The following is a 24,193-nucleotide window of genomic DNA, read 5'->3' on the forward strand; positions in this document are numbered from 1 at the left end:
ATCCTATGTCGCGCCTCACGCTGTTCAGCGTCCGCAACCGTGCCCTCATCGCCCTGGCGACCCTCTTCGCCGTGCTGGCAGGCCTCTGGTCCACCTCCGCGCTCCCTCGCGAGCTCTTCCCGTCGCTGCAGTTCCCGGTGCTCGCGGTGACCACGCCCGTGCCCGGCTCGAGCAGCTCGGTCGTCGAGGAGCAGGTGACCGAGCCCATCGAGATCGTGGCGCGGGGCCTGAACAACGTCGTCAAGGTGACCTCGACGAGCACCGACGGCTTCTCCTCGGTCATCGTCGAGCTCGACTACGGCAGCAACATCGGCGCGGTGCAGACCGACCTGCAGCGTGCGGTGCTCGCGCAGGCCGCCAACCTGCCCGACGGGGCCGAGCCGCAGATCTTCGCGGGCAACCTCGACGACTTCCCGATCGTCCAGCTGGCCGCGACCGGCGGCTCCGACGTCGACGCGACCGACCTGGTGGACCGGCTCGAGCGCCTCGTCATCCCCGAGATCGAGGACCTCGACGGCGTGCGCGCCGCCACGCTCTCCGGCGTGGCCGACCGCGTCGTGACGATCGACCTGGACGAGGAGGAGGCCGCCGACGCTGGGGCGTCCGCCGCGACCGTGGCCCAGCTGCTGCAGGCCAACGGCGTCGTGGTCCCGGGTGGCACGGTCCTCGACGAGAGCACCGAGCTGCCCGTCCTCGTCGGCTCCCGCCTCACCTCGGTCGAGCAGATCGAGGCGCTGCCGCTGCTCACCCCGCAGGTCCTGGGCGCGCAGCAGGCGGCCGGCCAGCAGCGTGCTGCCGCTGCCGAGGCGCAGACGGCCGCCGACGACGCGGCCACCGCCGCCGCGGAGAACCCCACCGACCCCGCCCTGGCGGCCGGCGCCGCCGCCGCCGCGGCCGCCGCCGAGCAGGCCCAGGGGGCGCTCGACGCAGCCGGCGAGGTCGAGGTCCCGACCCTCGGCGACGTCGCGACGGTGACGCTGGAGACCAGGGAGGCCACGGCATACACGCGCACCAACGGGGAGCCGAGCGTCGGCCTGGCGATCACCAAGACGCCGGACGGCAACGCCGTCGAGATCTCCCACGCGCTGGAGGACCTGCAGGACGAGATCGGCGTCGCGCTCGGCGGCGGCGAGCTGGTCACCATCTACGACCAGGCGCCCTTCATCGAGAAGTCGATCGAGGACCTGGCGACCGAGGGCCTGCTGGGACTGGGCTTCGCGATCCTCGTCGTGCTCGTCTTCCTGCTCTCGGTGCGCCTGACGCTGGTCACCGCGATGTCGATCCCGCTGTCGCTGCTCATCGCCCTGATCGGGCTGCAGGCGCTGGGCTACAGCCTCAACATCCTGACGCTCGGTGCGCTGACGATCGCCGTCGGCCGCGTCGTCGACGACTCGATCGTCGTCATCGAGAACATCAAGCGCCACATCGCCCGCGGCGACGAGCGCCGCACGGCCGTCGTCGAGGCGACCCGCGAGGTCGCCGGCGCGATCACCTCGGCGACCGTCGCGACGGTGGCGGTCTTCCTGCCGCTCGGCTTCGTCGGTGGTCAGGTGGGCGAGCTCTTCCGGCCGTTCGCGGTGACCGTGGCGCTGGCGATGCTCGCCTCGTTGCTCGTCGCGCTGACGATCATCCCGGTGCTGGGCTACTGGTTCCTCGGCAGCGGTGGCGGTGGCAGGCACGAGGAGAGCGGCCCCGAGGCCGACGACGCGCCCGACCGGCTGCAGCGCGCCTACCTGCCGGTGCTGCGCACCGCGGTCGGCCACCCGTGGGTCACCGTGCTGCTCGCCGCGCTCGTGCTGGGCGGCACCGGCTACGCCGCCACCCTGCTCAAGACCGACTTCATCGGCTCCTCGGGCGAGAACACCCTCCAGGCCACGCTCACCATGCCCACCGGCACCCGGCTCGCCGAGACCGACGAGCAGGCCCAGGAGATCGAGGAGTGGCTGGCCGGTCGCGAGGAGGTCGCGGCCTACCAGGTCGTCGCCGGCAGCCCCGGCGGCATCGAGGCGGTCTTCTTCGGCTCCGGCTCCAACACCGCGACCTTCGCGATGACCCTCGAGGAGGGTGTCGACGGCGAGGCCTTCGGCGAGGAGCTGACCTCGCACGTCGAGGAGGAGCTCGTCGAGGGCGCGACCATCACCGCCAGCGCCGGGCAGCAGATGGGCACCAGCGAGCTCGAGGTCGTCGTGCAGGCCCAGGACGAGGACGACCTGCGCACCGCCGCCGAGGCCGTGACCGGGCTGCTGCAGGAGGTCGGCGCCGCCGACGTCACCAACAACCTCACCGACACCGTCCCCTCGCTGCGCGTCTCGGTCGACCGCGCCGCCGCGGCCGAGGTCGGCCTGACCGAGGCCCAGATCGGCCAGCTGGTGCAGGCCGCGACCGACGGCGCCCAGGTCGGCCGGGTCGAGTTCGACGCCCAGCAGGTCGACGTGGTCGTCCGCCAGGGGAGCGCCGAGGACCTCGACGCGCTCTCCGCCCTGGAGGTCGCGGCCACCGCCGACGGCGAGCCGGTCACCCTCGGCGAGCTGGCCGAGCTGGAGACGGTCGAGGAGGCCGTGACGATCACCCGCGTCGACGGCCTGCGCGCCGCCTCGGTGACCGGTCGCCCGACCGGTGACGACCTCGGTGCGCTGAGCGGCGAGATCGGCGACCGGCTGGAGACGCTCGACGTCCCGGCCGGCGTGCAGGTCGAGCTGGGCGGCATCTCCGCCGATCAGGAGGCGGCCTTCAGCGCGCTGGGGCTGGCGCTGCTCGCGGCGATCGCGATCGTCTACCTGGTCATGGTGGCGACCTTCAACTCGCTGGTGCAGCCGCTCATCCTGCTCGTCTCGGTGCCCTTCGCGGCGACCGGCTCGATCGGTCTGCTGCTCATCACCGACAAGCCGCTCGACGTCGCCTCGATGGTCGGCATGCTCATGCTCGTCGGCATCGTCGTGACCAACGCGATCGTGCTCATCGACCTCGTCAACCAGTACCGCGTCCGCGGCCTGCAGCGGACCGAGGCGCTCTTCGAGGGCGCCCGTCACCGTCTGCGGCCGATCATCATGACGGCGCTGGCGACCATCCTGGCGCTGACCCCGATGGCGCTGGCGATCACCGGCGGCGGTGCGTTCATCTCCCAGCCGCTGGCGATCGTCGTCATCGGCGGCCTGATCAGCTCGACCCTGCTGACGCTGATCCTCGTGCCGGTCCTCTACGAGCTCGTCGAGCGCGGCGCGTCCTGGGCCTCCGGCCTGCGCGGCCGTCGCGCGGAGAAGAAGGCGCAGCGCGCGTCCGACCGCGGCGACGGCCGCCGGTCGCGACGCGGCTCGCCGCGCGCTTCGTCGCGGGCGCAGCCGGTCGGCGGCCCGCACCAGGGTGGTGGCGCTGGCGGCGCCGGCGACGCCGGAGGTGCCGCGCCCGCCGGCGCCTGAGCACGGCATACCCCGGTGGCGCGGAGCGCGACCCACTCCCCACACGTCGTTGTCGTGATGGACCGATGCATCAGGCCATCAGGACAACGACGTGAGGTGAGTGCGCGGGAGTGGGCCGGACCAGGGCGTATGCCGTGCCGCCAGGCGGACGCGCGCGTCAGCGGTTAGCGGTCGGAGGCGGCCTGCCGCTCGGCCTCCGCGACCTGAGCCTCGGCACGCTCACCCTCGACCTCGCCCACCGGCTCGTCGACCGGAGCCAGTGCCGCCTCGCCCGCGGGCACGACGCCGCGCTGCACGACGAACTTCTCCTGCCGCAGCGCCAGGAAGAGCGTGACGAGCATCGCGAAGACGAGCACGAAGATCGGCAGGCCCATCACGGTGATGACCTGCTGCAGGGTCTCCAGCGCCTCGTCGCCGCCGAGCACGATCAGGCTCGCCGCGATCGCACCGAGGGAGATGCCCCAGAAGGCCCGCTGGCGCACCGGGCCGGCCTCGCCGTCGCCCGAGCAGAGCATGTCGACGACCAGCGAGGCGGAGTCGGCGGAGGTCGCGAAGAAGAGGGCGACGACCACGATCGCGACGCCGGACACCAGCGTCGCCGCCGGGAAGTTGTCGAAGAAGGCGAACATCGCCAGCGGCACGCTCTCGGCCACCGCCGCCGACAGCGGACCCCCGTCACCACCGATGCCGTCGATCTTCATCGCCGACCACCCGAAGACGACGAACCAGATCAGCGTGAAGACCGACGGGGCGATGAGCACGCCCGCGACGAACTCCCGCACCGTGCGACCGCGCGAGATGCGGGCCAGGAAGATGCCCATGAACGGCGACCAGGTCACGGTCCACGCCCAGTAGAAGACGGTCCAGCTGCCCTGCCAGCCCCAGCCGTCCTCCTTGTTGAACTCCGCCATCGCGTCGTTCCAGAAGGCCAGCCGGACGACGTCCTGCAGGTAGAGGCCGAGGCTCTCGAAGAGCTGCCGCAGCAGGAAGACGGTCTCGCCGAAGACCAGCACGAAGATCATCAGGCCGATGGCCATGCCGATGTTGATGTTGGAGAGCCGCTTCACCCCCTTGTCGAGGCCGGCGACGATCGACGCGGTCGCGACCGCGGTGAGCAGGGTGATGATGAGCACCCGCACCCAGACGGCGTCGGGCACGCCCAGCAGCTCGGTGAGCCCGGCGTTGATCTGCGAGGTGCCGAGCCCGAGCGAGACCGCCAGGCCGAAGAGCGTGCCGAGCACGGCGAAGACGTCGATCGTGCGCCCGACCGGCCCGTGGATGCGCTCCTTGAGCACCGGGTAGAACGCCGAGGAGAAGCGCAGCGGCAGGCCCTTGCGGTAGACGAAGTAGCCGAACGCCAGCCCGGGCAGCGTGAAGATCGCCCAGGTGTGGATGCTCAGGTGGTAGAGCGCGATGCTCATCGCGTTGCGCGCCGCCTCGACCGAGTAGGGCTCCACGTCGCGGAAGGGCGGGTCGGCGAAGTGCGACATCGGCTCGGCGACGCCCCAGAACATCAGCACCGTGCCGATGCCACCGGCGAAGAGCATCGCGAACCACGACAGGTTGGAGTACTGCGGACGGTCGTCGTCCTTGCCGAGCCGCAGCTGCCCGTAGCGGCTGAACGCCACCCAGACCAGGAAGATCACCCAGGCCGTCACGCCGAGGATGAAGAACCACCCCAGGTTGGTCACGATCCAGTCGCGGCCGTGGCCGAAGGCCGTCCCGATCGGCCCCGGAGCAAGCAGCAGGAGCGCCAGGATGACGATCATCAGGCCCGCGGACCAGAAGAAGATGTAGGGGTCCGTCCGCAGCCCGAGGCGCCGCGCGAGGTCTCTCATGCTCTCTCCGTCCTGACGGGCACGCGGAGGCGTGGTCAGGTGGAGGGAGGTCGTGTCGAGAAGGTCCCCCGCGGTCCCGTCATCGGCCAACCAGGGTCACGCAGGTCGGCGGGGCTGTCCACCCCAACAGCCCCGGGGGTATGCCGCACCGCCGGGTCGGCAGGGGCCGCCCGGCACGGTCCTGGGGAGCCTGGGACCCCGAGAGCGCCGACTCAGCCGGGGACGGTCCCCCAGCCCTCCGGACCGTCCGAGCCCGCGGCATACTCCTCGAGCTCGACCTTGCCGTCGCGCCACGCCTCGAGCACCGGCTCGACGATCCGCCAGAGCTCCTCGGCCTCGTCGCCGCGGATGGTGAGCAGCGGGTCGCCGTCGAGGATGGCACCGAGGATCTCGCCGTAGGGCAGCATCCGGGCCTTGCCGAGCTGGGCCTGCAGCTCCTTCTGCTCCAGCACGAAGGGGTCCCCCTCGGCGTTCATCGACAGGTCGAGCACGACCGCGCCGGGCTTGAGCTCGAGGACGAGCCGGTCGTTGGCGTCGGTGTCCTGGAGGCCGGTCGGCACGTGGGCGGGCGGGCGGAAGGTGACCACGACCTCCTTGCGGGCCTGCCCCAGGGCCTTGCCGGAGCGGAGCACGAAGGGGACGTCGGCCCAGCGCGCGTTGTCGAGCTGGACGACCAGCTCAGCCAGCGTCTCGGTGCCCCGCGAGGGGTCGACGCCCTCCTCGGCGGCGTAGTCGGGCACCTCGCGGCCCTCGAGGGTGCCCGCGGTGTAGCGCGCCCGGCGGGAGGAGGCGACCGGGTCGTGGCGCCACGGGTGGACGGCCCGGAGCACCTGCGCCTTGAGCGAGCGCACCTCCTTGGCGTCCATCGTCGCGGGCGCCTCCATCGCGAAGAACGCCAGGATCTGCAGCAGGTGCGACTGCAGCATGTCCATGAGCGCGCCAGCGCCGTCGTAGTAGCCGGCGCGGCCCTCGAGAGCGAGCGTCTCGTCGTAGAGGATCTCGACCTTCTCGATGTGGTCGCGTGACCAGATCGGCTGGAGCAGCCGGTTGGCGAAGCGCAGGCCCACGAGGTTGAGGATCGTGTTGACGCCCAGGAAGTGGTCGATGCGGAAGATGTCGTCCTCGGGCACGACCCGCAGCAGCTGGCGGTTGAGCTCGCGGGCGGTGTCGAGGTCGTTGCCGAAGGGCTTCTCCAGCGCCAGCCGGGTGCCGCGCGGCACGCCGATCCGCTCCAGGAGCGCGCAGACCTGCACCGTCACCGACGGCGGGAGGGCGAAGTAGAGGACCAGGGGGGCCTCGACCTGGTCGAGCAGCGCCCGCAGCTGCCCCTCGTCGAGCGCGTCCGTGCGCACGTAGCGTGTCTCCTCCACGACCGGCCCGGCGGCCGCCTCGTCGAGCTCGGCCTCGGCGAACGCCTCCCCCACCCGGGTCGACCAGTCCTCGTCGGAGAGCTCGACCCGGTCGGCGCCGACCACCCGGACGGCTCGCTCCGGCTCGACCGACAGGAGGGTCCCGAGGCCCGGCAGCAGCAGGCGTCGGGTGAGGTCGCCGGAGGCGCCGAGGATGACCAGCGTCGTGGGTGCGTGCGGCATGCGTCCCATCCTCGCAGCGCCCGGCCGACCGCGCCGGTCGCGGCGATACCCTGGCTGGGCCATGGACACCGTTCTGGCCGGCGCGACCGGCAGCGAGGGCTTCTTCTGGGAGCGGCACGGCTTCGCCGTCGCCTTCGGCTTCCTGCTCCTCGTGGCCATGGCTCGCGGCCAGGCGACCTACTGGATCGCGCGGGTCGTGACCGAGCAGACGCTGCGCCGCACCGCCCCGACCACCGGGTGGAAGGCAGCGGTGCACACCTGGCTGTCCGGGGAGGGCGTCGCCCGGGGCCGGGCGTCGATCCACCGCTGGGGCCTGGTGGTCATCCCGCTGTGCTACCTCACCGTCGGCTTCCAGACCCTGGTCCTGGGTGCCGCCGGACTGCTCCGCATCCCCTGGCCGACCTTCACCCTCGCCCAGCTGCCCGGGGCGGCCGCCTGGGCGCTGATCTACAGCACGATCGGCCTCGCCGTGTGGGCCGCCGCGGTCGGTGCGCTGGCCCGCGAGCCGCTCGCGATCGCGGGCCTCGTCGCGGTCGTCGTCGTGGTGGCCAGCACCGTGCTGTGGCGCCGCCACCAGCGGCGCGCGGTCGAGAGCGTCTAGCGGCGCGTCAGCCGGCCCAGGTGGGTGCCGACCAGGCCACGCTGTGGCCGGTCTCCTCGAGCAGGCCCTCGTCCACCGCCCAGACGTCGACGGCGTCGTCGCGCTCCGCCGCCACGAGGAGCAGCCGCCCCTCCGCCCCCGGCACCCAGCCGACGAAGCGTGGCCAGCTCGCCACGACGACCTGCTGCCGCAGGGCCAGGGCGCCGACGACGTCGACGGCGAGGACCGAGACGGTGTCGGCGCCCCGCGTCGAGACGTAGACGTGCGCGCCGTCGGGCGCCACGACGATCCCGCCGGTCGTGGTCTCCCCCGGCCCCGGGCCCTCCGGCGTGGTGGTCAGGGTCTGCGCCACCTCCCAGGCGCCGTCCTCGCGCCGCAGCGTCGAGACGCTCTGGTCGAGCTCGCCGACGACCCACGCCAGGTCGTCCCTCCCCGGGGCGAGGGCGAGGTGGCGCGGCCCCGCGCCCGGGGGCATCTCCACGTCCCCGGTATGCCGCAGCTCGCCGTCCTCGATCCGCACCTCCCGCACGCGGTCGGCTCCGAGGTCGCAGACCAGGAGCCGGGCGTCGTCGAGGAAGACCGACTGGTGGACGTGCGGGGCGTCCTGCCGCTCGTGCGGCCCGTCGCCGGTGAAGGACAGCGACGACACCGGCTCCAGCGACCCTGCGTCGAGCAGCCCCAGGCTGCCGCTGCCGTAGCCGGAGGCCACCAGCCACCGCCCGTCGGGCGAGACCGCCAGGTGGGCCGGCCCCTCGACGCCGGCCGCGGCGGTCGCGACCACACCCTCCCCGGGGCGCACCCTGGCGACCCGGGAGGCCGACTCGGACACGGCATATACGTCCTCCGAGAGGGGGTCGCGCACCACCCAGGAGGGGTCCGCGAGGTCCGCCAGGGGCTCGGGGTCGCCGAATCCCTGCTCGGTGAGCGTCACCCGTGCGAGGCCGCTGCGGCCCTCCGGCCGGTCGCTCGTGTATCCGCCGAGGTAGAGGGTCGTCATGCCGCCCATCGTGGCAGCGGGACTCGGCCGTCACCACCGGACCGCACGGTCCTAGAGTGGGTTCATGGGCAGGGAGTACGACCAGGACACGACCGTCGGCAACAGCGTGCTGCGGATCCGCACCCGCGGGCGAGCGGTCCTGTCGAACCCGATGACCAACCGCGGCACGGCCTTCACCTCCGAGCAGCGCGAGCTGCTGGAGATCGACGGGCTGATGCCCACCGGCTTCACGACGCTGGAGAACCAGACGCGCCGGGTCTACGAGCAGTACCGCTCCAACAAGTCGATGCTCGGCAAGTTCCTCACGCTCAACGCGCTGCGCGACCGCAACGAGGTGCTCTTCTACCACCTGCTCTCCTCCCACCTGGAGGAGATGCTCCCGGTCATCTACACGCCGACGATCGGTGAGGCGATCGAGCGCTTCAGCTCGACCTACAACCGCCCCCGCGGCGTCTTCCTCTCCATCGACCATCCCGAGAAGATGGAGCAGGCCCTCAAGAACTACGGCCTGAGCGCCGAGGACGTCGACCTGCTCTGCGTGACCGACTCCGAGGGCATCCTGGGCATCGGCGACCAGGGCATCGGCGGCATCCAGATCGCGATCGGCAAGCTGTCGGTCTACACCGCCGCCGCCGGCATCCACCCCCGGCGCACCATCCCGGTCGTCCTCGACACCGGCACCGACAACCTCGGGCTGCTGTCCAGCGACCTCTACCTCGGCGAGCGCCACGGTCGGGTGCGCGGGCAGCGCTACGACGACTTCATCGACCAGTTCGTCCAGACGGTCACCACGCTCTTCCCCCACGCGATGATCCACTGGGAGGACGTCGGCACCGCCAACGCCTACCGGATCCTCGACCGCTACAAGGACGAGGTCTGCACCTTCAACGACGACATCCAGGGCACGGCCGCGGTCGTGCTGGCCGCGCTCCTCGCGGCGGTCGACGTCACCGGCATCGACCTCGAGGACCACCGGATCGTGGTCTTCGGCGCGGGCAGCGCCGGCATGGGGATCGCGGGCCTGGTGCGCGACGAGATGCTCCGGACGGGGCGCTCGACGACGCCGGAGGACGCCTACTCGCGCTTCTGGCCGATCGGCATCCAGGGCCTCTACCTCGAGGGCGACCACCGGCTGCACGACTTCCAGAAGCCGTGGGCGCGCAGCCGGCTCGACGTGGCGGGCTGGGACGTCAAGGACCCGTCCTCGATCGGGCTGCTCGACGTCGTGCGCAACGTCAGGCCGACCATCCTCATCGGCACCTCCACCAAGGGCGGGGCCTTCACCGAGGAGGTCGTCCGGGAGATGGCGGCGCACACGCCGCGGCCGATCATCTTCCCGCTGTCCAACCCCACGAGCCGGGCCGAGGCCACGCCCGCCGACGTGCTGGAGTGGACCGACGGGCGGGCGCTCATCGCGACCGGCAGCCCGTTCGAGGCGGTCGACCACCAGGGCGTGCGCCACACGATCGCCCAGTCCAACAACGCGCTGATCTTCCCGGGCCTGGGCCTGGGCGTGGCCGCCTGCCGGGCCAACCGCGTGACGCCGGGCATGATCTCGGCGGCCGCCCAGGCGCTGGCCGGGCTGGTCAACACCTGGCGTCCCGGTGCGCCGCTGCTGCCGAGCATGAGCGACCTGCGCCTCGTCTCCGCGACCGTGGCGATCGCGGTCGCCACGCAGGCCGCCGAGGAGGGCGTGGCCGAGCGGCCGCTGTCCGACCCGATCCAGCAGGTCTACGAGCGGATGTGGCAGCCGCGCTATCCCGAGATCGAGGTCATCTAGCCGGGGCCGGGCGGGTGTCGCGCCGGTGCACGAGCAGCGACACCCCGAGCAGCACCAGCCCGCCGAGCGAGAGCGCCGCGCCGACCAGCGACGGCGCCCGGTAGCCGTGGCCGGCCGCGATGACCAGGCCGCCGACCCATGCGCCGAGGGCGTTGGCGATGTTGAGCGAGGAGTGGTTCATCGCCGCGCCCAGCGTCCTGGCCGGGCCCGCCACCGACATCAGCCGCAGCTGCAGCGCGATCACCCAGGCCGAGCCGGAGAGCGCGATGAGCGGGAGCACGAGCAGGGCGGGGACCGGCCAGCGGGCCGCCTGCCAGAAGGCCAGCAACGAGCCCGCCGACACCAGGCCCATGAGCAGCAGGGTGCGCAGCACCGACCAGTCGCCCAGCCGGCCGCCGAGCCAGGTGCCGACGATCGAGAAGGCGCCGTGGACGAGCAGGAAGACCGGCACCCACGACTGGCTCAGCCCGGTGACCTCGGTGACCGTGGGGGCGATGTAGGAGTACATCGCGAACATCCCGCCGAAGCCGACCGCGCCGATGAGCATGGTCAGCCAGAACTGCAGGCTGGTGAAGGCCCGCAGCTCGGTGCGCGCGGTCGCCGTGCGCTCGGGCGCGAAGGCCGGCACCCAGAGGCGCACGAGCACCGCGGTGAGCACCGCGATGCCGGCGACCGCCCAGTAGACGAGCTGCCAGCCCAGCTGCTGCCCGGCCCAGGTGCCCAGCGGCACCCCGGCGACCATGGCGATGGGCAGGCCCAGCATGACGGTGCCGACCGCCCGTCCGCCGCGGCCGGGAGGTGCGAGCGCCACCGCGACCAGGGCGGCGAGCCCGAAGTAGGCCCCGTGGGGCAGGCCGGCGAGCACCCGGGCGGCGAGGAGCGTGCCGTAGCCGGGGGCCAGCGCGGTCAGCGCGTTGCCCACGGCGAAGACGAGCATGAGACCGACCAGCACGCCGCGGCGCGGCAGCCGGGCGGCGCCCAGGGCGATGAGCGGGGCACCGATCACCACGCCCACGGCATAGGCGGAGATGACGTGGCCCGCGGTGGGGATGTCGACGCCGACCCCCTCGGCGATCTGCGGCAGCAGGCCCATCGTGACGAACTCGGTGATGCCCACCCCGAAGCCGCCCAGCAGGAGGGCGAGGACGACCAGCGCCAGGTTGCGGGCGCGCGGGGGCGCCGGCGCGGCGGTGGCGGGAGCAGGCAGGGTCAACGAGGGAACCCTCTTTCGGGAGGCACGACGGTGGGGGATCTTTCAAGAGTAGGGCCTCGGCGACCCCTGCCCGGACCGGCGCCCGCGGGCCCTCCCGCGGCGCTCGCCTCCGTGCCACAGTGGTCCCATGGTCACGCGCGTGGCGACGTTCAACGTGGAGAACCTCTTCGACCGGGCGCGGATCCTCGCCGCGGACACCTGGGAGGTGCACCGCGACGACCTCGAGGCGTATGCCGAGCTCACGCGGGTGCTGCAGCAGGACACCTACTCCGCGGTCGACAAGGAACGGATCGTCGAGCTGCTCGTGCGGCTCGGGCTGGGGGCCTCCGACGAGGCGCCGCTGATGCGGCTGCGGCAGAACCGCGGCCGGCTCGTGCGCCGGAGGACCGGCGGGGAGATCGTCGTCGAGGCCGACGGGCGCGGTGACTGGATCGGCTGGCTGGAGCTGCGGCGGCAGTCCCCCACCGAGCTGGCGCTGCGGCATACCGCCCGGGTGGTGGCCGACCTGGCCCCCGACGTGCTCGGGGTCGTGGAGGCCGAGGACCGCGTCGCGCTGGGCCACTTCAGCCACGACCTCGTGCGGCCCGCTGCGGGCTGGGAGTTCGAGCACGTCATGCTCATCGACGGCAACGACGAACGTGGCATCGACGTCGGGCTGATGACCCGGGAGGGCTATCCGATCGGCCGGGTGACCAGCCACGTGGACGACCGGACGCCGGAGGGGCAGCGGATCTTCTCGCGCGACTGCCCCGAGCTCGAGGTGGGCCTACCCGGGGGCGGGCGGCTGGTCGTGATGGTCAACCACCTCAAGTCCAAGGGCTACGGCAGCCAGGCCAGCTCGAACCGCGCCCGGGCCAGGCAGGCGACGCGGGTGCGCGAGATCTACGAGGCGCGGCTGGCCGCGGGCGAGGAGCTGGTGGTGATCCTCGGCGACCTCAACGACACCCCGGACTCCGAGCCGCTCGCGCCGCTGCTCGGGAACGGCGGGCCGCGCGACGTGAGCACCCACCCCGCCTTCGACGACGGCGGCTGGCCCGGGACCTACACGACCGGGCGGGCCGGCAACAAGATCGACTACGTCCTCTGCTCGCCGGCGGTCTTCGACGCGGTCCGGGCCGGCGGCATGCACCGCAGGGGTGTGTGGACCGCGTCCGGGCGGTGGCCGATGTACGAGACGCTCACCCGCCCGGTGGACGCGGCCAGCGACCACCACGCGGTCTGGGTCGACCTCGACCTCTGAGGCGGTCCCTCAGCGTCCCTCGGGCCGTGGCTGGACGAGGGCGACGAGCGTGGCGCCCGAGCGGGGCACGGCGGTGTCCTGCCCGATCACCGTCGCGTGGCCCTCGGAGACGACGAACATCAGCACCGCCTCCGGCTGGCGCGCGAGGAAGTCGTCGAGGGTGTGCTGCTCGGTGAGCTTGGTCTGCCGCACCGTCATGCCCTCGCGCAGGCGCTGCTCGAGCTCGGGCGCCGAGAGCGCGGGACGGAAGGCGACCCGGGCCGTGAGCTTGCCCGCGGTCCGCTGCTTGGACTCGACGGCCGAGCCCGCGCCGCGCCGGGCGTGGGAGCTGTCGTCGAGCGGCTCGCTCTGGCGCCGCAGCTGGAAGGTCTGCTGGCTGCCGAGCGTGTGGGCGAACTCGCGGGCCGCCGTGGCGTTGGTCTCGTCGTCGTAGGTCACCGCGACGAGGGAGCCTATGCCGGCCAGCTCCATCGTCTCGACGGCGTACTCCGAGAGGATGTGGGTGCGCTCGACGCGCAGCCCCGCCATCCGGGCCTGGCTGACCTCCGCCGGCGACACCGAGACGAGCAGGGTCGGCACGCCGAGGCCCTGGAGGATGCCGGCGGCCTGCCGGGCCCAGAGCGGAGCGCCGGCGAAGAGGATGCCGGTGGGGCTGGTCGTGGCCAGACCGAGGCGCTCGGCGAGGCGCCCGACGCCCAGGCCGTAGACGGCCACGGTGACGACGATCGTGACGAAGACCAGCGGCACCAGGTGCTCGGCCTCGGCCACCAGCGCGGTGAGGCGCTCGGCCTCGGCCTCGAGGGCGAGGGTCTCGAGCGGGGGCAGCCCGAACTGCCGGGAGGCCAGCACCGCCTCCTCGGCGGCGGTGTCGATCTCGAGGGCGAAGATGCTCGTGACCGCCGCGGCGACGATGCCGCGGGGGGCCATGAAGGACAGCAGCGTCCGCTCCTCGCGGGTGGCGGGCGTGCCGAGCAGACCGAGCCACACCGAGGCCGGGCGCACGACGAGGATGAGCAGCGCGACGAAGACGAGCGCGGTGGGGGCCACCGAGACGACCTCGGCCGGGGAGATCCGTCCCGCGAGCAGCACGAAGAGCGCGCCCACGATGAGCACCTGGAGGTGCTCCTTGAACTCTCGGACGTGGTCCAGCCGCAGCCCCGGCCGGTTGGCCAGGTAGATGCCGAGCATGGTCACGGTGAGCAGGCCGCTCTCGGGCTGCAGCACGTTGGACAGGACCAGGGCGCCGACCGCGGCGGCGAGGAAGACCACGCCCTCGAGGAAGTCGGGGATGAGGTGGCGGCGCATGGCGACCTCGAGCGCGCCCCCGATGACGAGCATGAGCACGGTGGAGATGAGCACCAGCCGCCCGAGCGTGAGCAGGGCCGGCCCGAGGGAGAGCTCCGGTCCGCCGATGATGACGGTCTGGAAGACGATGACGGCCAGCACCGCACCGATGGGGTCGACGACGATGCCCTCCCAGCGCAGCATCGAGGAGACCCGGCGCGTGGGTCGCAGCTGCCGGACGATCGGCGCGATGACGGTCGGGCCGGTGACGACGAGCAGCGCGCCGATGAGCAGCGAGAGCTGCCAACCGACGCCGGCGATCATGCCGGAGGCGGTGATGAGCGCCCAGGCGATCGCCACCACGACCGTGCACAGCCGCACGACCGCCTTGCCCAGCCCCTGCAGGTCGCGGAAGCGCAGCGACAACGACCCCTCGAAGAGGATGATGCCGACGGAGACGCTCACCCCGGCGAAGAGGACGTCCCGGCCCAGCACCGCCTCGGGCGTGACGACCTGACCCAGCAGGAAGCCGGCGACCAGCAGCAGGAGGATCGAGGGCACCCGCAGCCGGTACGCCACCAGCTGGCACGTCGCGCCGAGCGCGAGGACCAGGGCGAGGTAGGGGGCGACAGGCACGCGTGACAGTGTGCTGCATGACCGGCCGTCGGTGCCGGAGGTCCGGCTACCGGCCGTCGACGGTCTCCAACAGCCCGGCGTCGAGGAGCACCTGGACGGCCTCGCCGGTCATGCCCAGGGCGTTCCCGTCCGGAGGGGGCCCGAAGACCTCGACGAGGGCCTCGGCCAGCTCCTCGACGGTCGCCGGGACGGCGGCGCGCTCGCGGAGGACGGTGCCGAGCGCCGACACCCGGTGCACCTGGCCGTCGACCAGGACGAGCGACTCGCCCTCACGGTGCAGCTCGTCGTGGGCCGGCACGGCGCGGACGCTCACCACGGCGACTCCCGGTCGCAGGTCTCCGCGACGAGGGGCTCGAGGTCGGCGACGTGGGCGCAGACGACGCGGCGGGCGCCCCCGGTGCGCTCGAGCACGTCGGCGAGCCAGCGCAGCGGCCCCTCGGTCCGCATGAAGCCCGAGGTCTCCGGGGTCAGCTCGAGCACCGCGTCGAGGACGTCGAGCTCCTCGACGACCGGCGGGCCCCCGTGCCCAGGCTCGCGGCGGAGGAGGACGACGCCCGCGACCCACGGCGTCACCTGCGGGGCGGCGAGCCCGGCGCTGCCGGGGGCCTGCTCGTCCTTGGTCCCGGCCCAGTCGTCGCGGCGGGTGGACAGCGGCTTGAGGTAGGGCGCGACCGTGCCGTCACGACGGATGCCGACCGTCTCGTCGCTGACGTAGGCGCGGCCGGGCCCGAGCACGCGGCACAGTGTGGTCTTGCCCGTGTTGCCGGGCGCGACGAAGACCGCGGTCGCGCCGGTGGCGGGGTGGGCCAGCCCGGCGGCGTGGAGCATGAGCAGCTCGCCGGTGCGGGCCGTGATGACCGCGTGCGTGATGGTCTGGGTGAGGCGCTGCAGGAGCCGGCGCGCGTCGGTGTCCTGGACGACGGGGCTCTCCCGGGACCAGGGGGCCGCGGGCTCCTCCTCGGCGAGGAGGGCCGCCCGGACGACGAGCGGGGCCCCTGTCGTGCTGCTGTCGCCCGGAGCACCCGGTGGCACGGCGTCGCGCAGCGCCAGGTGCCAGCGCTCGCGGACCTCGGCGGCCAGCTGCGCCGGCTCCGGGCCGCCGACCTCGACGTCCACGTCGGTGCCCAGCGCGTGGAGCGGCACGACGGTGGTCACGAGCGTCACCCTAGCCGGGCCGCGCGGGGCCGCCGACGCCACTAGGGTCGCTGCCATGGGCGAGGAGCAGGTCGATAGCGCGGACGAGGCGCTGGCCCGCGCCGTCGACGCGGTGTATGCCGTGGAGCCCACCGACTTCGTCGCCACCCGCAAGGAGTGGGTCACCAGGCTGCGCTCGGAGGGGCTGCGGGAGGTGGCCAAGGAGGTCGCGGCGCTGCGCAAGCCCAGCGTCGCCGCGGCCGCCGTCAACAAGCTCGTCCGCGCCGATGACCCCGTGGTGGAGCGGCTGCGCGACGTGGGTGCCCGGATGCGGCACGCCCAGTCGACCCTCGACGCGAAGGCCCTCGCCGCGCTGCGCGAGGACCGTGACGCGGTGCTCACGGCCTGGGTGGCGGCGGCGCGCGAGCACGCCGGCGGATCGCTGACCGCCGCCGTGGAGTCGGAGGTGCGCGACACCGCCGTCGCCGCGCTGGCCGACGCGGACGCGACCGAGGTGGTGACGAGCGGCACGCTGACCCGCGCGCTCTCCTACAGCGGGTTCGGCGAGGTCGACATCGCCGACGCCGTCGCGACCACGAGCACCGGTGTCGTGCTGACGCGGATCGAGGGTGGCGGGGCTGACGCGACCGAGGAGGACGAGGAGGACGAGGACCTCGAGGAGGACGAGGGCGTCGAGGAGCCGGGGGACGACGCCGACGACGAGCCGGAGGACGACGGCGACGACGACCTCTCCGAGCTCGAGATGGAGCTCGACGAGGCCGAGAAGGTCGTGGCCGCCGCCCGCGCCGCCCGCCGGACGGCGATCCAGGAGGAGGAGAAGGCGGCCGCCCAGCTGCAGGACGCCCGCGCCCGCCTCGCCGAGGTCGAGGAGCTGCTGGCCGCGGCTCGGGCCGCCGTCGAGGAGGCCGAGGAGGACCACGAGCGCACCTCGACCGCCCTGGAGGATGCCGAGGAGGAGCTGCGCCGCAGCCGTCGCCACCGGGACGACGCCCGCGCCGCCCTCGAGGAGGCCGAGGACCGCTAGTCCGGCCTCACCTCATACCCCCGGGGAGACGGCGACGGGGCGGCCGCCGGAGCGGCCACCCCGTCGCACGGGAAGGAGTCGGAGCGTCAGTGGCGCTCGTCGACGGCGCGGATGAGGCGCCAGGCCAGCGGGAAGGCCGCGGCGGCCAGACCGGCCTTGATCAGGCCCGGGACGATGAAGGGCGTGATGCCGTAGGCGGCGATCGTGGCCGGGTCGGTCAGGCCGAGCAGGGCCGCCATGTAGGGGACGCCCACGAGGAAGGGCGTGATCGTCGCGAGGCAGAAGCCGGCCATCGCCAGCAGCGGCTTGCGGTCCCAGGCGCGCTCGGCGAACCAGCCGGCCACGGCGGCGGCGGCGATGAAGCCGACGACGAAGCCGAAGGACGGCTTGAGCAGGTAGGCGGGGCCGCCGCCGAGCTCGGCGAACCACGGCACGCCGGCCAGGCCGAGGACCATGTAGGTCGTGAGCGCGGCCGCGCCGCGACGCATGCCCAGCGCACCGCCGACGAGCATGACGGCCAGCGTCTGGCCGGTGATCGGCACCGGCCACATCGGGATCGTCACCTGCGCGAGCAGGCCCACGACGGCGGCGCCGGTCACGACGAGCGCGACGTCGGTGACACGGGTGCTGCGGGCGACGAAGCGGTCGGCGAGCACGCCCGGACGGGCGGCGAGAGCGGCGGTCGACACGAGGGTCCTCCTGGGAGCGGGGACGGGCAGATCGAGCCACAGCCTGCCACAGCCCCGGCCACCCCTGCACCGGGCCCGGCCCGACGTTGACGGGGAGGCAAGGGCACCGCATACCCTTGGGAGCGCATCGGCGCCGGTCAGGGCCTCCGGGCCGGGCCGGCACCCGTCCGTTCCGGACCGTCCTGCGAGGAAGAATCCCATGAAGATCGCCGTGCTGACCGCCGGGGGCGACTGCCCCGGTCTCAACGCCGTCATCCGCGGCATCGTGCTCAAGGGCGACCGCATCTACGACCACGAGTTCGTGGGGGTGCGCGACGGCTTCCGCGGCCTGGTCGAGGACGACCTGGTCCCGCTGCCGCGCCAGCGGGTCCGCGGCCTGTCCAAGGTCGGCGGCACGATCCTGGGCACCTCGCGCGTCAGCCCGATGACCAACGGCGGCACCGACCGCGTCAAGGAGGTCATGGACAAGCACGACATCGAGGCGCTCATCGCGATCGGCGGCGAGGGCACGCTGACGGTGGCGCGGATGTTCCACGACGCCGGGATCAACGTGGTCGGCGTCCCCAAGACGATCGACAACGACCTGTCGGCGACCGACCGGACCTTCGGCTTCGACACCGCCGTCTCGGTGGCCACCGAGTCGATCGACCGGCTGCGGACCACCGGCGAGGCGCACAGCCGCTGCATGGTCGTGGAGGTGATGGGCCGCAACGTCGGCTGGATCGCCCTGCACGCCGGCATCGCCTCCGGAGCCCACGCCATCCTCATCCCCGAGGTGCCGGTGACGCCCTCGCAGCTCTTCGGCTGGGTGCGTCACGCGATGGACCGTGGCCGCGCGCCGGTGGTCGTCGTGGCCGAGGGCTTCACCTTCGCCGGGGAGGAGGGGGCGGTCGCCAGCGACCGCACCGACGGCTTCGGCCGCCAGCTGCTCGGCGGCATCGGCGAGCGGGTGACCCGGATGATCGAGGAGGCCACCGGCGTCGAGACCCGCAACACCACGCTGGGCCACCTGCAGCGCGGCGGCGTCCCGAGCTCCTACGACCGGGTGCTCGCCACCCGGTTCGGCACCGCGGCGGTCGACGCCGTGAGCGACCGGATGTGGGGCACGATGGTCGCCCTCCACGGCATCGACATCGTCAACGTCCGCCTCCGTGACGCCACCAGCGCGCTCAAGGTCGTCCCCCGCGACCAGTGGGACGAGGCCGCGATCCTCTTCGGCTGAGCCGGTCCTCGCGGGTCCAGTCCTCCGCGGGCGCGCCTAGGATCTCCGCATGGAGACCGCGCCGCCCACCGCTCCCCCTCCCGGCCCGCTGCCGACCGCGGCCGACGTCGAGGCGGCCGCCGAGCGGATCCGCGGCCGGGTCGCCCGCACCGGCCTGACCGCGAGCCAGCGGCTGTCGGAGCAGACCGGCGCGCAGGTCTACCTCAAGCGCGAGGACCAGCAGCCGGTCCGCTCCTACAAGGGCCGCGGCGCGGCCAACCTCATCGCGCAGCTCGACACCGAGCAGGTCTGGGCGGGCGTCGTCTGCGCCAGCGCCGGCAACCACGCCCAGGGCGTCGCCCACGCCTGCGCCTCCCTCGGCGTCAACGCCCGCATCTACCTGCCCGCGCGCACCCCGCGCCAGAAGCGCGAGCGGGTGGCCGCGATCGGCGGCGACTGGGTCGAGACCGTGGTGTGCGGGGCGACCTACGACGAGGCCGCGGCCGCGGCGCTGGAGGACGTGCAGCGCACCGGCGCCACGCTCGTGCCGGCCTTCGACCACCCGGACACCATCGCCGGCCAGGGCACCATCGCCATGGAGATCGTCGAGGACCTCGAGGCGCAGGGCCGCAGCGTCGACGTGCTCGTGGTGCCGGTCGGGGGCGGCGGGTTGCTGGCCGGCTGCCTCACCTGGATCCGTGAGCGCCACCCCGGCGTGCGCGTGGTCGGCGTCGAGCCGGCCGGGGCCGCGAGCATGATCGAGGCCACCTGGCGCGGCGGGCCCACCACGCTGGAGGAGATCGACGTCTTCGTCGACGGGGCGGCCGTGCGGCGCGCGGGCGACTGGACGTATGCCGTGGTCGCCCGGCACGAGCCGGAGCTGCTGGCGGTGCCCGAGGGCCGGATCTGCACCGAGATGATCGCGCTCTACCAGACCGAGGGCATCATCACCGAGCCTGCCGGGGCGCTGGCCGCCTCGGCCCTGGACCGCATCGGCGTCGAGCCCGGGCAGACGGTCGTGGCCGTCGTCTCGGGCGGCAACAACGACGTGCTGCGCTATCCGGAGGTCGTCGAGCGCTCGCTCATCGACCAGGGGCTCAAGCACTACTTCCTCGTGGACTTCCCGCAGGAGCCGGGGATGCTGCGCCGGTTCCTCGACGAGGTGCTGGGGCCGGACGACGACATCTCGCTCTTCGAGTACGTCAAGCGCAACAACCGCGAGACCGGCCCGGCGCTGGTCGGCATCGAGCTGGGCCGCCGGGAGGACCTGCCCGGCCTGCTGGAACGGATGGATGCCTCGTCGATGGACGTCGAGCCGATCCCGCACGACAGCCCGCTGTTCCGCTTCATCCTCTGAGACGCGACGACGGCGCGCCGATCCGGAGGGATCGACGCGCCGTCGGCGACCGGAGGTCAGGAGGCGGGGACCGCCTCGGCGGCCTCGACCGCGGCCGGGGTGTGCTTCGGGCCGTGGCCCGGGCCGACCTTGCGGGGCCACCAGAAGCGCTCACCGAGCACCCGGACGATCGCCGGCACCAGGACGGTGCGGACCACGAGGGTGTCGAGCAGGACGCCGATGCAGATGACGACACCGATCTGGGCCAGCACGACCAGCGGCAGGACGCCGAGGACCGCGAAGACGGCCGCGAGCAGGATGCCCGCGCTGGTGATGACGCCACCCGTGGCACCCAGGGCGCGCAGGACGCCCTCCCGGGTGCCGTGGACGTCGGCCTCCTCGAGCGTGCGGGTGATGAGGAAGATGTTGTAGTCCACGCCGAGGGCGACGAGGAAGACGAAGGCCAGCAGGGGCATCGTCGCGTCGATCGCACCGAAGTCGAAGACCCCGGTGAACAACCACCACGAGACACCGAGCGCCGCGCAGAAGGTCATGACCACGCTGCTGACCAGGATCACCGGGGCCAGGATCGAGCGCAGCAGCAGCGCCAGGGCCAGCAGCACACCGGCGAGGATCAGCGGCATGACGAGCCAGCGGTCCTGGACCGCACCGGCGTCCGCATCGGCGGTCGAGGCGTCTCCACCGGTCAGGTAGACGTCGCCGCTGCCGTCGAGGGCTGCGCGGACGGCCTCCACCGTGGCCGTGGCCTCCTCGCTGCCGGGCTCGGCGTCGAGGACGACCTGCACCTGGCCGATGCCGACCTGCGGCTCCAGCGGGGTCGCCTGGTCGACGCCGTCGACGGCAGCGACTGTCTCGGCCAGGTCCTCGAGCACGGCGGTGTCCTCGGTGCGGGTGACGACGAGCACCGGGTCGGAGGTGCCGGCCGGGAAGGACTCGCCCAGGCGCTGGGCCGCGGTGATCGCCTCCGGGGTGTCGAGGAACTGGTCCTCCTGCGACAGGCCGCTCTGCAGCTGGGTCAGGCCGAAGGCCATGGCGCCGAGCACGACGAGCGTGCCCACGATGTAGGCGGCGGGCGCCTTGGCGACGGTGTCGCCGATGCGGCGCCAGAGGGAGCGCGACTCGGCCAGCACGGCCTGGCCCTCGCGGGGCACCTGCGGCCAGAAGATCCAGCGGCCGAAGATGACCAGCGCGGCCGGCAGGATGACGAGCACGGCGGTCATCGCGACGAGGACGCCCACGGCACAGGCCAGGCCCAGACCGCGGGTCGAGGGGAAGACCGACAGCAGCAGGCACAGGACGCCGATGACGACGGTGCTGGCGCTGAAGATGATCGGCTCGGCCGCCCGGCGGAGCGCGACGCGCATGGCCTCGAAGCGGTCCTCGTGCAGCCGGAGCTCGTCGCGGTAGCGACTGATGAGGAGCAAGGCGTAGTTCGTCCCGGCACCGAAGACGAGCACCGAGAGGATGCCGATCGTCGACTCGTCCCACGGGACGCCGGTGGCCTTGAGCACGTGGGTCGCGGCGGTGGCGGCGGCCTGGTCGGCGGCCCCGACGACGGAGAGCGGGATGATCCAGAGGACCGGGCTGCGGTAGGTGATGATGAGCAGCAGCGCGACGACACCCGCGGTGACGGCGAGCAGCGTGAAGTTGGCCCCGTCGAAGACGGAGGCGAGGTCGGCGCGGATGGCGGCCGGACCGGTGACCTGCGCGGCCACCCCCTCCGGGGCGGAGGCGGTCAGACCGGTGCGCAGCTCGGCGACGGCGTCGCGGGCCTGGGTGGCGTCACGGGCGTCCAGCGTGAGCACGCCGATGGCGGCGGTGCCGTCCTCGGACGGGATGACGGGGAAGGCGCCGTCGGCGACACCCGGAGGCGGACCACCGGCCTCGCCGCCCTCGGCACCGGCGGGCGGGCCACCCTGGCCGGCGCCCTCCCCCACGCCCTCGCGCGGGCCGGCCTGGTCGCCGGCGGGCGCACCCTCGGCGGGAGCGCCCTCGGCGGCCGGGGCACCGCCACCGGACCCGGGCGCCTCGGCGCCGTCCGGGGCGACGTCCTCGAGCAGCTGGGCGAGCTCGGGGATGCGCTCGGCGATGCTGTCGTCCTCGACGGTGAAGAGGACGATCGCGGTCTGCGTGCCCTCGTCCGGCAGCTCGTCGAGCAGGGCCTGACCCTCGGTGCTCTCGAAGCCGGCGGGCAGCTGGTCGAGGGCCGACGAGTCGCGCTCGGCCTGACCGACGCCGACGATGGCGCCCAGCGCGATGGCCATGCCCACCAGGGCGACCACCCAGGACGAGCGTCGTGAGGCGATGAGATTCGCAAGTCGTGACATGGGGCACCTTCGGGCTCGGACGGGAGACTGCAGCTGACCATTACGGCCGGATGCTCATCGCTGTGCTCTCCCAACAGTAGTTCGTCTGCAAAGGTACAATCTTTGTCCAATGTTGTCCAGCCTGCCTCGACATCCTGTCGGGATCGCCGGCGAGGATTCGGGCACCGATCTCTCCCAAGACACGCCACGGGCCCGGAAGAGCCTGCCCCAGGCGCTCCTCCAGCGTCTGCTCGTGCGGCTCCGCGAGCGGTGGCCCGGTTCCTCTGAGCGGCGGTTATCCTGGGACGGTGAGCACTCACGACGCCCGTCCGGGCGGTCGGACCGCCGTAGCCATCTCGGTCTCCGACCGCAGCTCCGACGGGCGCCGGGAGGACGAGTCGGGCCGTCGCCTCGTCGCCGCGCTCCGCGCGCTGGGGTTCGTCGTGGACGACGCGCCGGTGCTCATCCCCGACGGCATCGACACCGTGGCCGGGGCGATCCGTGAGGCGGTCACCGCGGGCCACCGCCTGGTCGTCACGACCGGGGGGACCGGGATTGGCCCCCGCGACCTCACGCCCGAGGGCACCCGCCAGGTCATCACCCGCGAGAACCCCGGCCTCGCCGAACTCATGCGCCGCGAGGGCGCACGTCATACCCCGTATGCCGCCGCCTCCCGGGGCGTGGTCGGCGTCGTCGACTGGTCCGCCGAGCAGGGCGTCGGCGGCACCCTGGTCGTCAACCTGCCCGGCCGGCCGTCCGCGGTCGACGAGGACATGGCGGTCCTCGGCCCGCTGCTGGGGCACCTCCTCGACCAGGTGGCCGGGGGCGACCACTAGATGACGGGCCTCGTCGACCGCTACGGACGCGTCCACCGTGACCTGCGCATCTCCGTCACCGACCGCTGCTCGCTGCGGTGCACCTACTGCATGCCCGAGCAGGGCGTGCCGTGGCTGCCGCGCGACACGATGCTGACCACCGAGGAGGTCGTGCGCCTCGCCGGGGTCGCGGTCTCCCTCGGGATCGAGGAGATCCGGCTGACCGGCGGCGAGCCGCTGCTGCGCCGCGACCTCGTGGACGTCGTCGCCGGCCTCGCCGCGCTCGACCCGGCCCCCGAGATCTCGATGACCACCAACGGCGTCGGTCTCGACAAGACCGCCGCCGCGCTGCGCGACGCCGGCCTGACCCGCGTCAACGTCAGCATCGACACCCTGCGCCGCGAGCGCTTCCTCGAGCTGGCCAAGCGCGACCGGATCCGCGACACCCTGGCCGGCATCGAGGCGGCCGCCGCGGCCGGCCTGGTCCCGGTCAAGCTCAACACCGTGCTCATGCGCGGGGTCAACGACGACGAGGCCGTCGACCTGCTGGCCTTCGCCCTGGAGCACGACTACCAGCTGCGCTTCATCGAGCAGATGCCGCTGGACGCCCAGCACGCCTGGGACCGCTCGCAGATGATCACCGGCGAGGAGATCCTGGAGCGGCTGCGCACGGCCTACGAGCTGACGCCGCTGCCCGACGAGGCCCGCGGCAGCGCACCCGCCGAGCTCTTCCTCGTCGACGGCGGCCCGGCCACGGTCGGCGTCATCGCCTCGGTGACGATGCCCTTCTGCGGCACCTGCGACCGGGTCCGCCTCACCGCCGACGGCATGATCCGCAACTGCCTCTTCGCGACCGGCGAGACCGACCTGCGCACTCCGCTGCGCTCGGGCGCGTCCGACGCCGAGCTGGCCGACCTCTTCCGCGAGTCGATCGGCGCCAAGCTGCCGGGCCACGGCATCAACGAGCCGGGCTTCCTGCAGCCGCCGCGGCCGATGAGCCGCATCGGCGGCTGAGAGAGCACGTCTGGCCCTCGCGGGCCCAGGCGCCC

At 73.2% G+C, this 24,193-nt stretch carries 18 protein-coding genes; 9 read left to right on the forward strand and 9 right to left on the reverse strand.

Annotation, left to right across the window (positions count from 1 at the left end):
* Nucleotides 1–5 precede the first annotated feature (5 nt).
* Nucleotides 6–3,416 (forward strand): efflux RND transporter permease subunit, encoded by a 3,411-nt coding sequence (locus FB476_RS15400; RefSeq protein WP_141821038.1) that lies wholly within the window; start codon nucleotides 6–8, stop codon nucleotides 3,414–3,416.
* A gap of 164 nt (nucleotides 3,417–3,580) precedes the next feature.
* Here FB476_RS15400 and FB476_RS15405 read toward each other — a convergent pair whose 3' ends face one another.
* Nucleotides 3,581–5,254: a BCCT family transporter gene (locus FB476_RS15405; RefSeq protein WP_141821040.1), complete on the reverse strand. Its 1,674-nt coding sequence runs from the start codon at nucleotides 5,252–5,254 to the stop codon at nucleotides 3,581–3,583.
* Nucleotides 5,255–5,466: 212 nt separating this feature from the next.
* Nucleotides 5,467–6,846: a glucose-6-phosphate dehydrogenase gene (locus FB476_RS15410; protein WP_141821042.1), complete on the reverse strand. Its 1,380-nt coding sequence runs from the start codon at nucleotides 6,844–6,846 to the stop codon at nucleotides 5,467–5,469.
* 61 nt (nucleotides 6,847–6,907) lie between these two features.
* On the opposite strand from FB476_RS15410, the gene FB476_RS15415 reads away from it, so the two are divergent.
* Entirely contained in the window at nucleotides 6,908–7,447 is a 540-nt protein-coding gene (locus FB476_RS15415) for a DedA family protein (protein WP_170233688.1), read from the forward strand.
* A gap of 7 nt (nucleotides 7,448–7,454) precedes the next feature.
* Here the strand turns inward: FB476_RS15415 and FB476_RS15420 are convergent, their stop codons facing one another.
* The gene (locus FB476_RS15420) at nucleotides 7,455–8,444 is read right to left on the reverse strand and encodes a lactonase family protein (protein ID WP_170233689.1); all 990 of its coding nucleotides are present in this window, start codon (nucleotides 8,442–8,444) and stop codon (nucleotides 7,455–7,457) included.
* A gap of 64 nt (nucleotides 8,445–8,508) precedes the next feature.
* Between FB476_RS15420 and FB476_RS15425 the strand changes: the two genes are divergently transcribed.
* Nucleotides 8,509–10,224: an NAD-dependent malic enzyme gene (locus FB476_RS15425; protein WP_141821048.1), complete on the forward strand. Its 1,716-nt coding sequence runs from the start codon at nucleotides 8,509–8,511 to the stop codon at nucleotides 10,222–10,224.
* On the opposite strand, the gene FB476_RS15430 is transcribed toward FB476_RS15425, so the two are convergent.
* Nucleotides 10,217–11,437 (reverse strand): MFS transporter, encoded by a 1,221-nt coding sequence (locus FB476_RS15430; protein ID WP_238329826.1) that lies wholly within the window; start codon nucleotides 11,435–11,437, stop codon nucleotides 10,217–10,219. The genes FB476_RS15425 and FB476_RS15430 overlap by 8 nt on opposite strands.
* 127 nt (nucleotides 11,438–11,564) lie before the next feature.
* Between FB476_RS15430 and FB476_RS15435 the strand changes: the two genes are divergently transcribed.
* Nucleotides 11,565–12,677, forward strand: a complete 1,113-nt coding sequence (locus tag FB476_RS15435; protein ID WP_141821050.1) for an endonuclease/exonuclease/phosphatase family protein — start codon at nucleotides 11,565–11,567, stop codon at nucleotides 12,675–12,677.
* A 9-nt stretch (nucleotides 12,678–12,686) separates the two neighbouring features.
* On the opposite strand, the gene FB476_RS15440 is transcribed toward FB476_RS15435, so the two are convergent.
* The 3 genes from FB476_RS15440 to FB476_RS15450 are packed head-to-tail and all read right to left on the reverse strand — an operon-like array spanning nucleotide 12,687 to nucleotide 15,752.
* Complete coding sequence (locus FB476_RS15440; RefSeq protein ID WP_141821053.1) at nucleotides 12,687–14,597, reverse strand: cation:proton antiporter; 1,911 nt, start codon at nucleotides 14,595–14,597, stop codon at nucleotides 12,687–12,689.
* 46 nt (nucleotides 14,598–14,643) lie between these two features.
* Nucleotides 14,644–14,910 (reverse strand): hypothetical protein, encoded by a 267-nt coding sequence (locus FB476_RS15445; RefSeq protein ID WP_141821055.1) that lies wholly within the window; start codon nucleotides 14,908–14,910, stop codon nucleotides 14,644–14,646.
* On the reverse strand, nucleotides 14,907–15,752 hold the full coding sequence (locus FB476_RS15450; RefSeq protein ID WP_141821057.1) for a hypothetical protein: 846 nt from the start codon (nucleotides 15,750–15,752) through the stop codon (nucleotides 14,907–14,909). The genes FB476_RS15445 and FB476_RS15450 overlap by 4 nt, the downstream gene beginning before the upstream one ends.
* Before the next feature lie 55 nt (nucleotides 15,753–15,807).
* Here FB476_RS15450 and FB476_RS15455 point away from each other — a divergent pair, with 55 nt between their 5' ends.
* Entirely contained in the window at nucleotides 15,808–16,776 is a 969-nt protein-coding gene (locus FB476_RS15455) for a hypothetical protein (RefSeq protein ID WP_141821059.1), read from the forward strand.
* 86 nt (nucleotides 16,777–16,862) lie between these two features.
* Here FB476_RS15455 and FB476_RS15460 read toward each other — a convergent pair whose 3' ends face one another.
* Nucleotides 16,863–17,465: a biotin transporter BioY gene (locus FB476_RS15460; protein ID WP_141821061.1), complete on the reverse strand. Its 603-nt coding sequence runs from the start codon at nucleotides 17,463–17,465 to the stop codon at nucleotides 16,863–16,865.
* Between the two features lie 199 nt (nucleotides 17,466–17,664).
* On the opposite strand from FB476_RS15460, the gene FB476_RS15465 reads away from it, so the two are divergent.
* Together FB476_RS15465 and ilvA are read left to right on the forward strand one after the other, a co-directional pair.
* Complete coding sequence (locus FB476_RS15465) at nucleotides 17,665–18,687, forward strand: 6-phosphofructokinase (protein ID WP_141821063.1); 1,023 nt, start codon at nucleotides 17,665–17,667, stop codon at nucleotides 18,685–18,687.
* 49 nt (nucleotides 18,688–18,736) lie between these two features.
* Nucleotides 18,737–20,023, forward strand: coding sequence for a threonine ammonia-lyase IlvA (ilvA, locus tag FB476_RS15470; protein ID WP_141821065.1), 1,287 nt, complete (start codon nucleotides 18,737–18,739; stop codon nucleotides 20,021–20,023).
* A gap of 56 nt (nucleotides 20,024–20,079) precedes the next feature.
* On the opposite strand, the gene FB476_RS15475 is transcribed toward ilvA, so the two are convergent.
* Nucleotides 20,080–22,350 (reverse strand): MMPL family transporter, encoded by a 2,271-nt coding sequence (locus FB476_RS15475; protein ID WP_141821067.1) that lies wholly within the window; start codon nucleotides 22,348–22,350, stop codon nucleotides 20,080–20,082.
* 287 nt (nucleotides 22,351–22,637) lie between these two features.
* Here FB476_RS15475 and FB476_RS15480 point away from each other — a divergent pair, with 287 nt between their 5' ends.
* Both FB476_RS15480 and moaA read left to right on the forward strand, forming a co-directional pair.
* Complete coding sequence (locus tag FB476_RS15480) at nucleotides 22,638–23,165, forward strand: MogA/MoaB family molybdenum cofactor biosynthesis protein (RefSeq protein WP_238329827.1); 528 nt, start codon at nucleotides 22,638–22,640, stop codon at nucleotides 23,163–23,165.
* A complete protein-coding gene (gene moaA, locus FB476_RS15485) occupies nucleotides 23,166–24,158 on the forward strand; it encodes a GTP 3',8-cyclase MoaA (RefSeq protein ID WP_141821069.1) in 993 nt (330 codons plus the stop codon).
* The last annotated feature ends 35 nt before the right edge of the window (nucleotides 24,159–24,193 follow it).

The organism is Ornithinimicrobium humiphilum, assembly GCF_006716885.1.
Taxonomy (GTDB): Bacteria; Actinomycetota; Actinomycetes; order Actinomycetales; family Dermatophilaceae; genus Ornithinicoccus; species Ornithinicoccus humiphilus.

What these genes read in the sequence shown, in the direction of transcription:
- FB476_RS15400 (WP_141821038.1), top strand. Translation starts at nt 6, where the DNA reads ATGTCGCGCCTCACGCTGTTCAGCGTCCGCAACCGTGCCCTCATCGCC.
- FB476_RS15405 (WP_141821040.1), bottom strand. Translation starts at nt 5,254, where the DNA reads ATGAGAGACCTCGCGCGGCGCCTCGGGCTGCGGACGGACCCCTACATC.
- FB476_RS15410 (WP_141821042.1), bottom strand. Translation starts at nt 6,846, where the DNA reads ATGCCGCACGCACCCACGACGCTGGTCATCCTCGGCGCCTCCGGCGAC.
- FB476_RS15415 (WP_170233688.1), top strand. Translation starts at nt 6,908, where the DNA reads ATGGACACCGTTCTGGCCGGCGCGACCGGCAGCGAGGGCTTCTTCTGG.
- FB476_RS15420 (WP_170233689.1), bottom strand. Translation starts at nt 8,444, where the DNA reads ATGACGACCCTCTACCTCGGCGGATACACGAGCGACCGGCCGGAGGGC.
- FB476_RS15425 (WP_141821048.1), top strand. Translation starts at nt 8,509, where the DNA reads ATGGGCAGGGAGTACGACCAGGACACGACCGTCGGCAACAGCGTGCTG.
- FB476_RS15435 (WP_141821050.1), top strand. Translation starts at nt 11,565, where the DNA reads ATGGTCACGCGCGTGGCGACGTTCAACGTGGAGAACCTCTTCGACCGG.
- FB476_RS15455 (WP_141821059.1), top strand. Translation starts at nt 15,808, where the DNA reads ATGGGCGAGGAGCAGGTCGATAGCGCGGACGAGGCGCTGGCCCGCGCC.
- FB476_RS15465 (WP_141821063.1), top strand. Translation starts at nt 17,665, where the DNA reads ATGAAGATCGCCGTGCTGACCGCCGGGGGCGACTGCCCCGGTCTCAAC.
- ilvA (WP_141821065.1), top strand. Translation starts at nt 18,737, where the DNA reads ATGGAGACCGCGCCGCCCACCGCTCCCCCTCCCGGCCCGCTGCCGACC.
- FB476_RS15475 (WP_141821067.1), bottom strand. Translation starts at nt 22,350, where the DNA reads ATGTCACGACTTGCGAATCTCATCGCCTCACGACGCTCGTCCTGGGTG.
- moaA (WP_141821069.1), top strand. Translation starts at nt 23,166, where the DNA reads ATGACGGGCCTCGTCGACCGCTACGGACGCGTCCACCGTGACCTGCGC.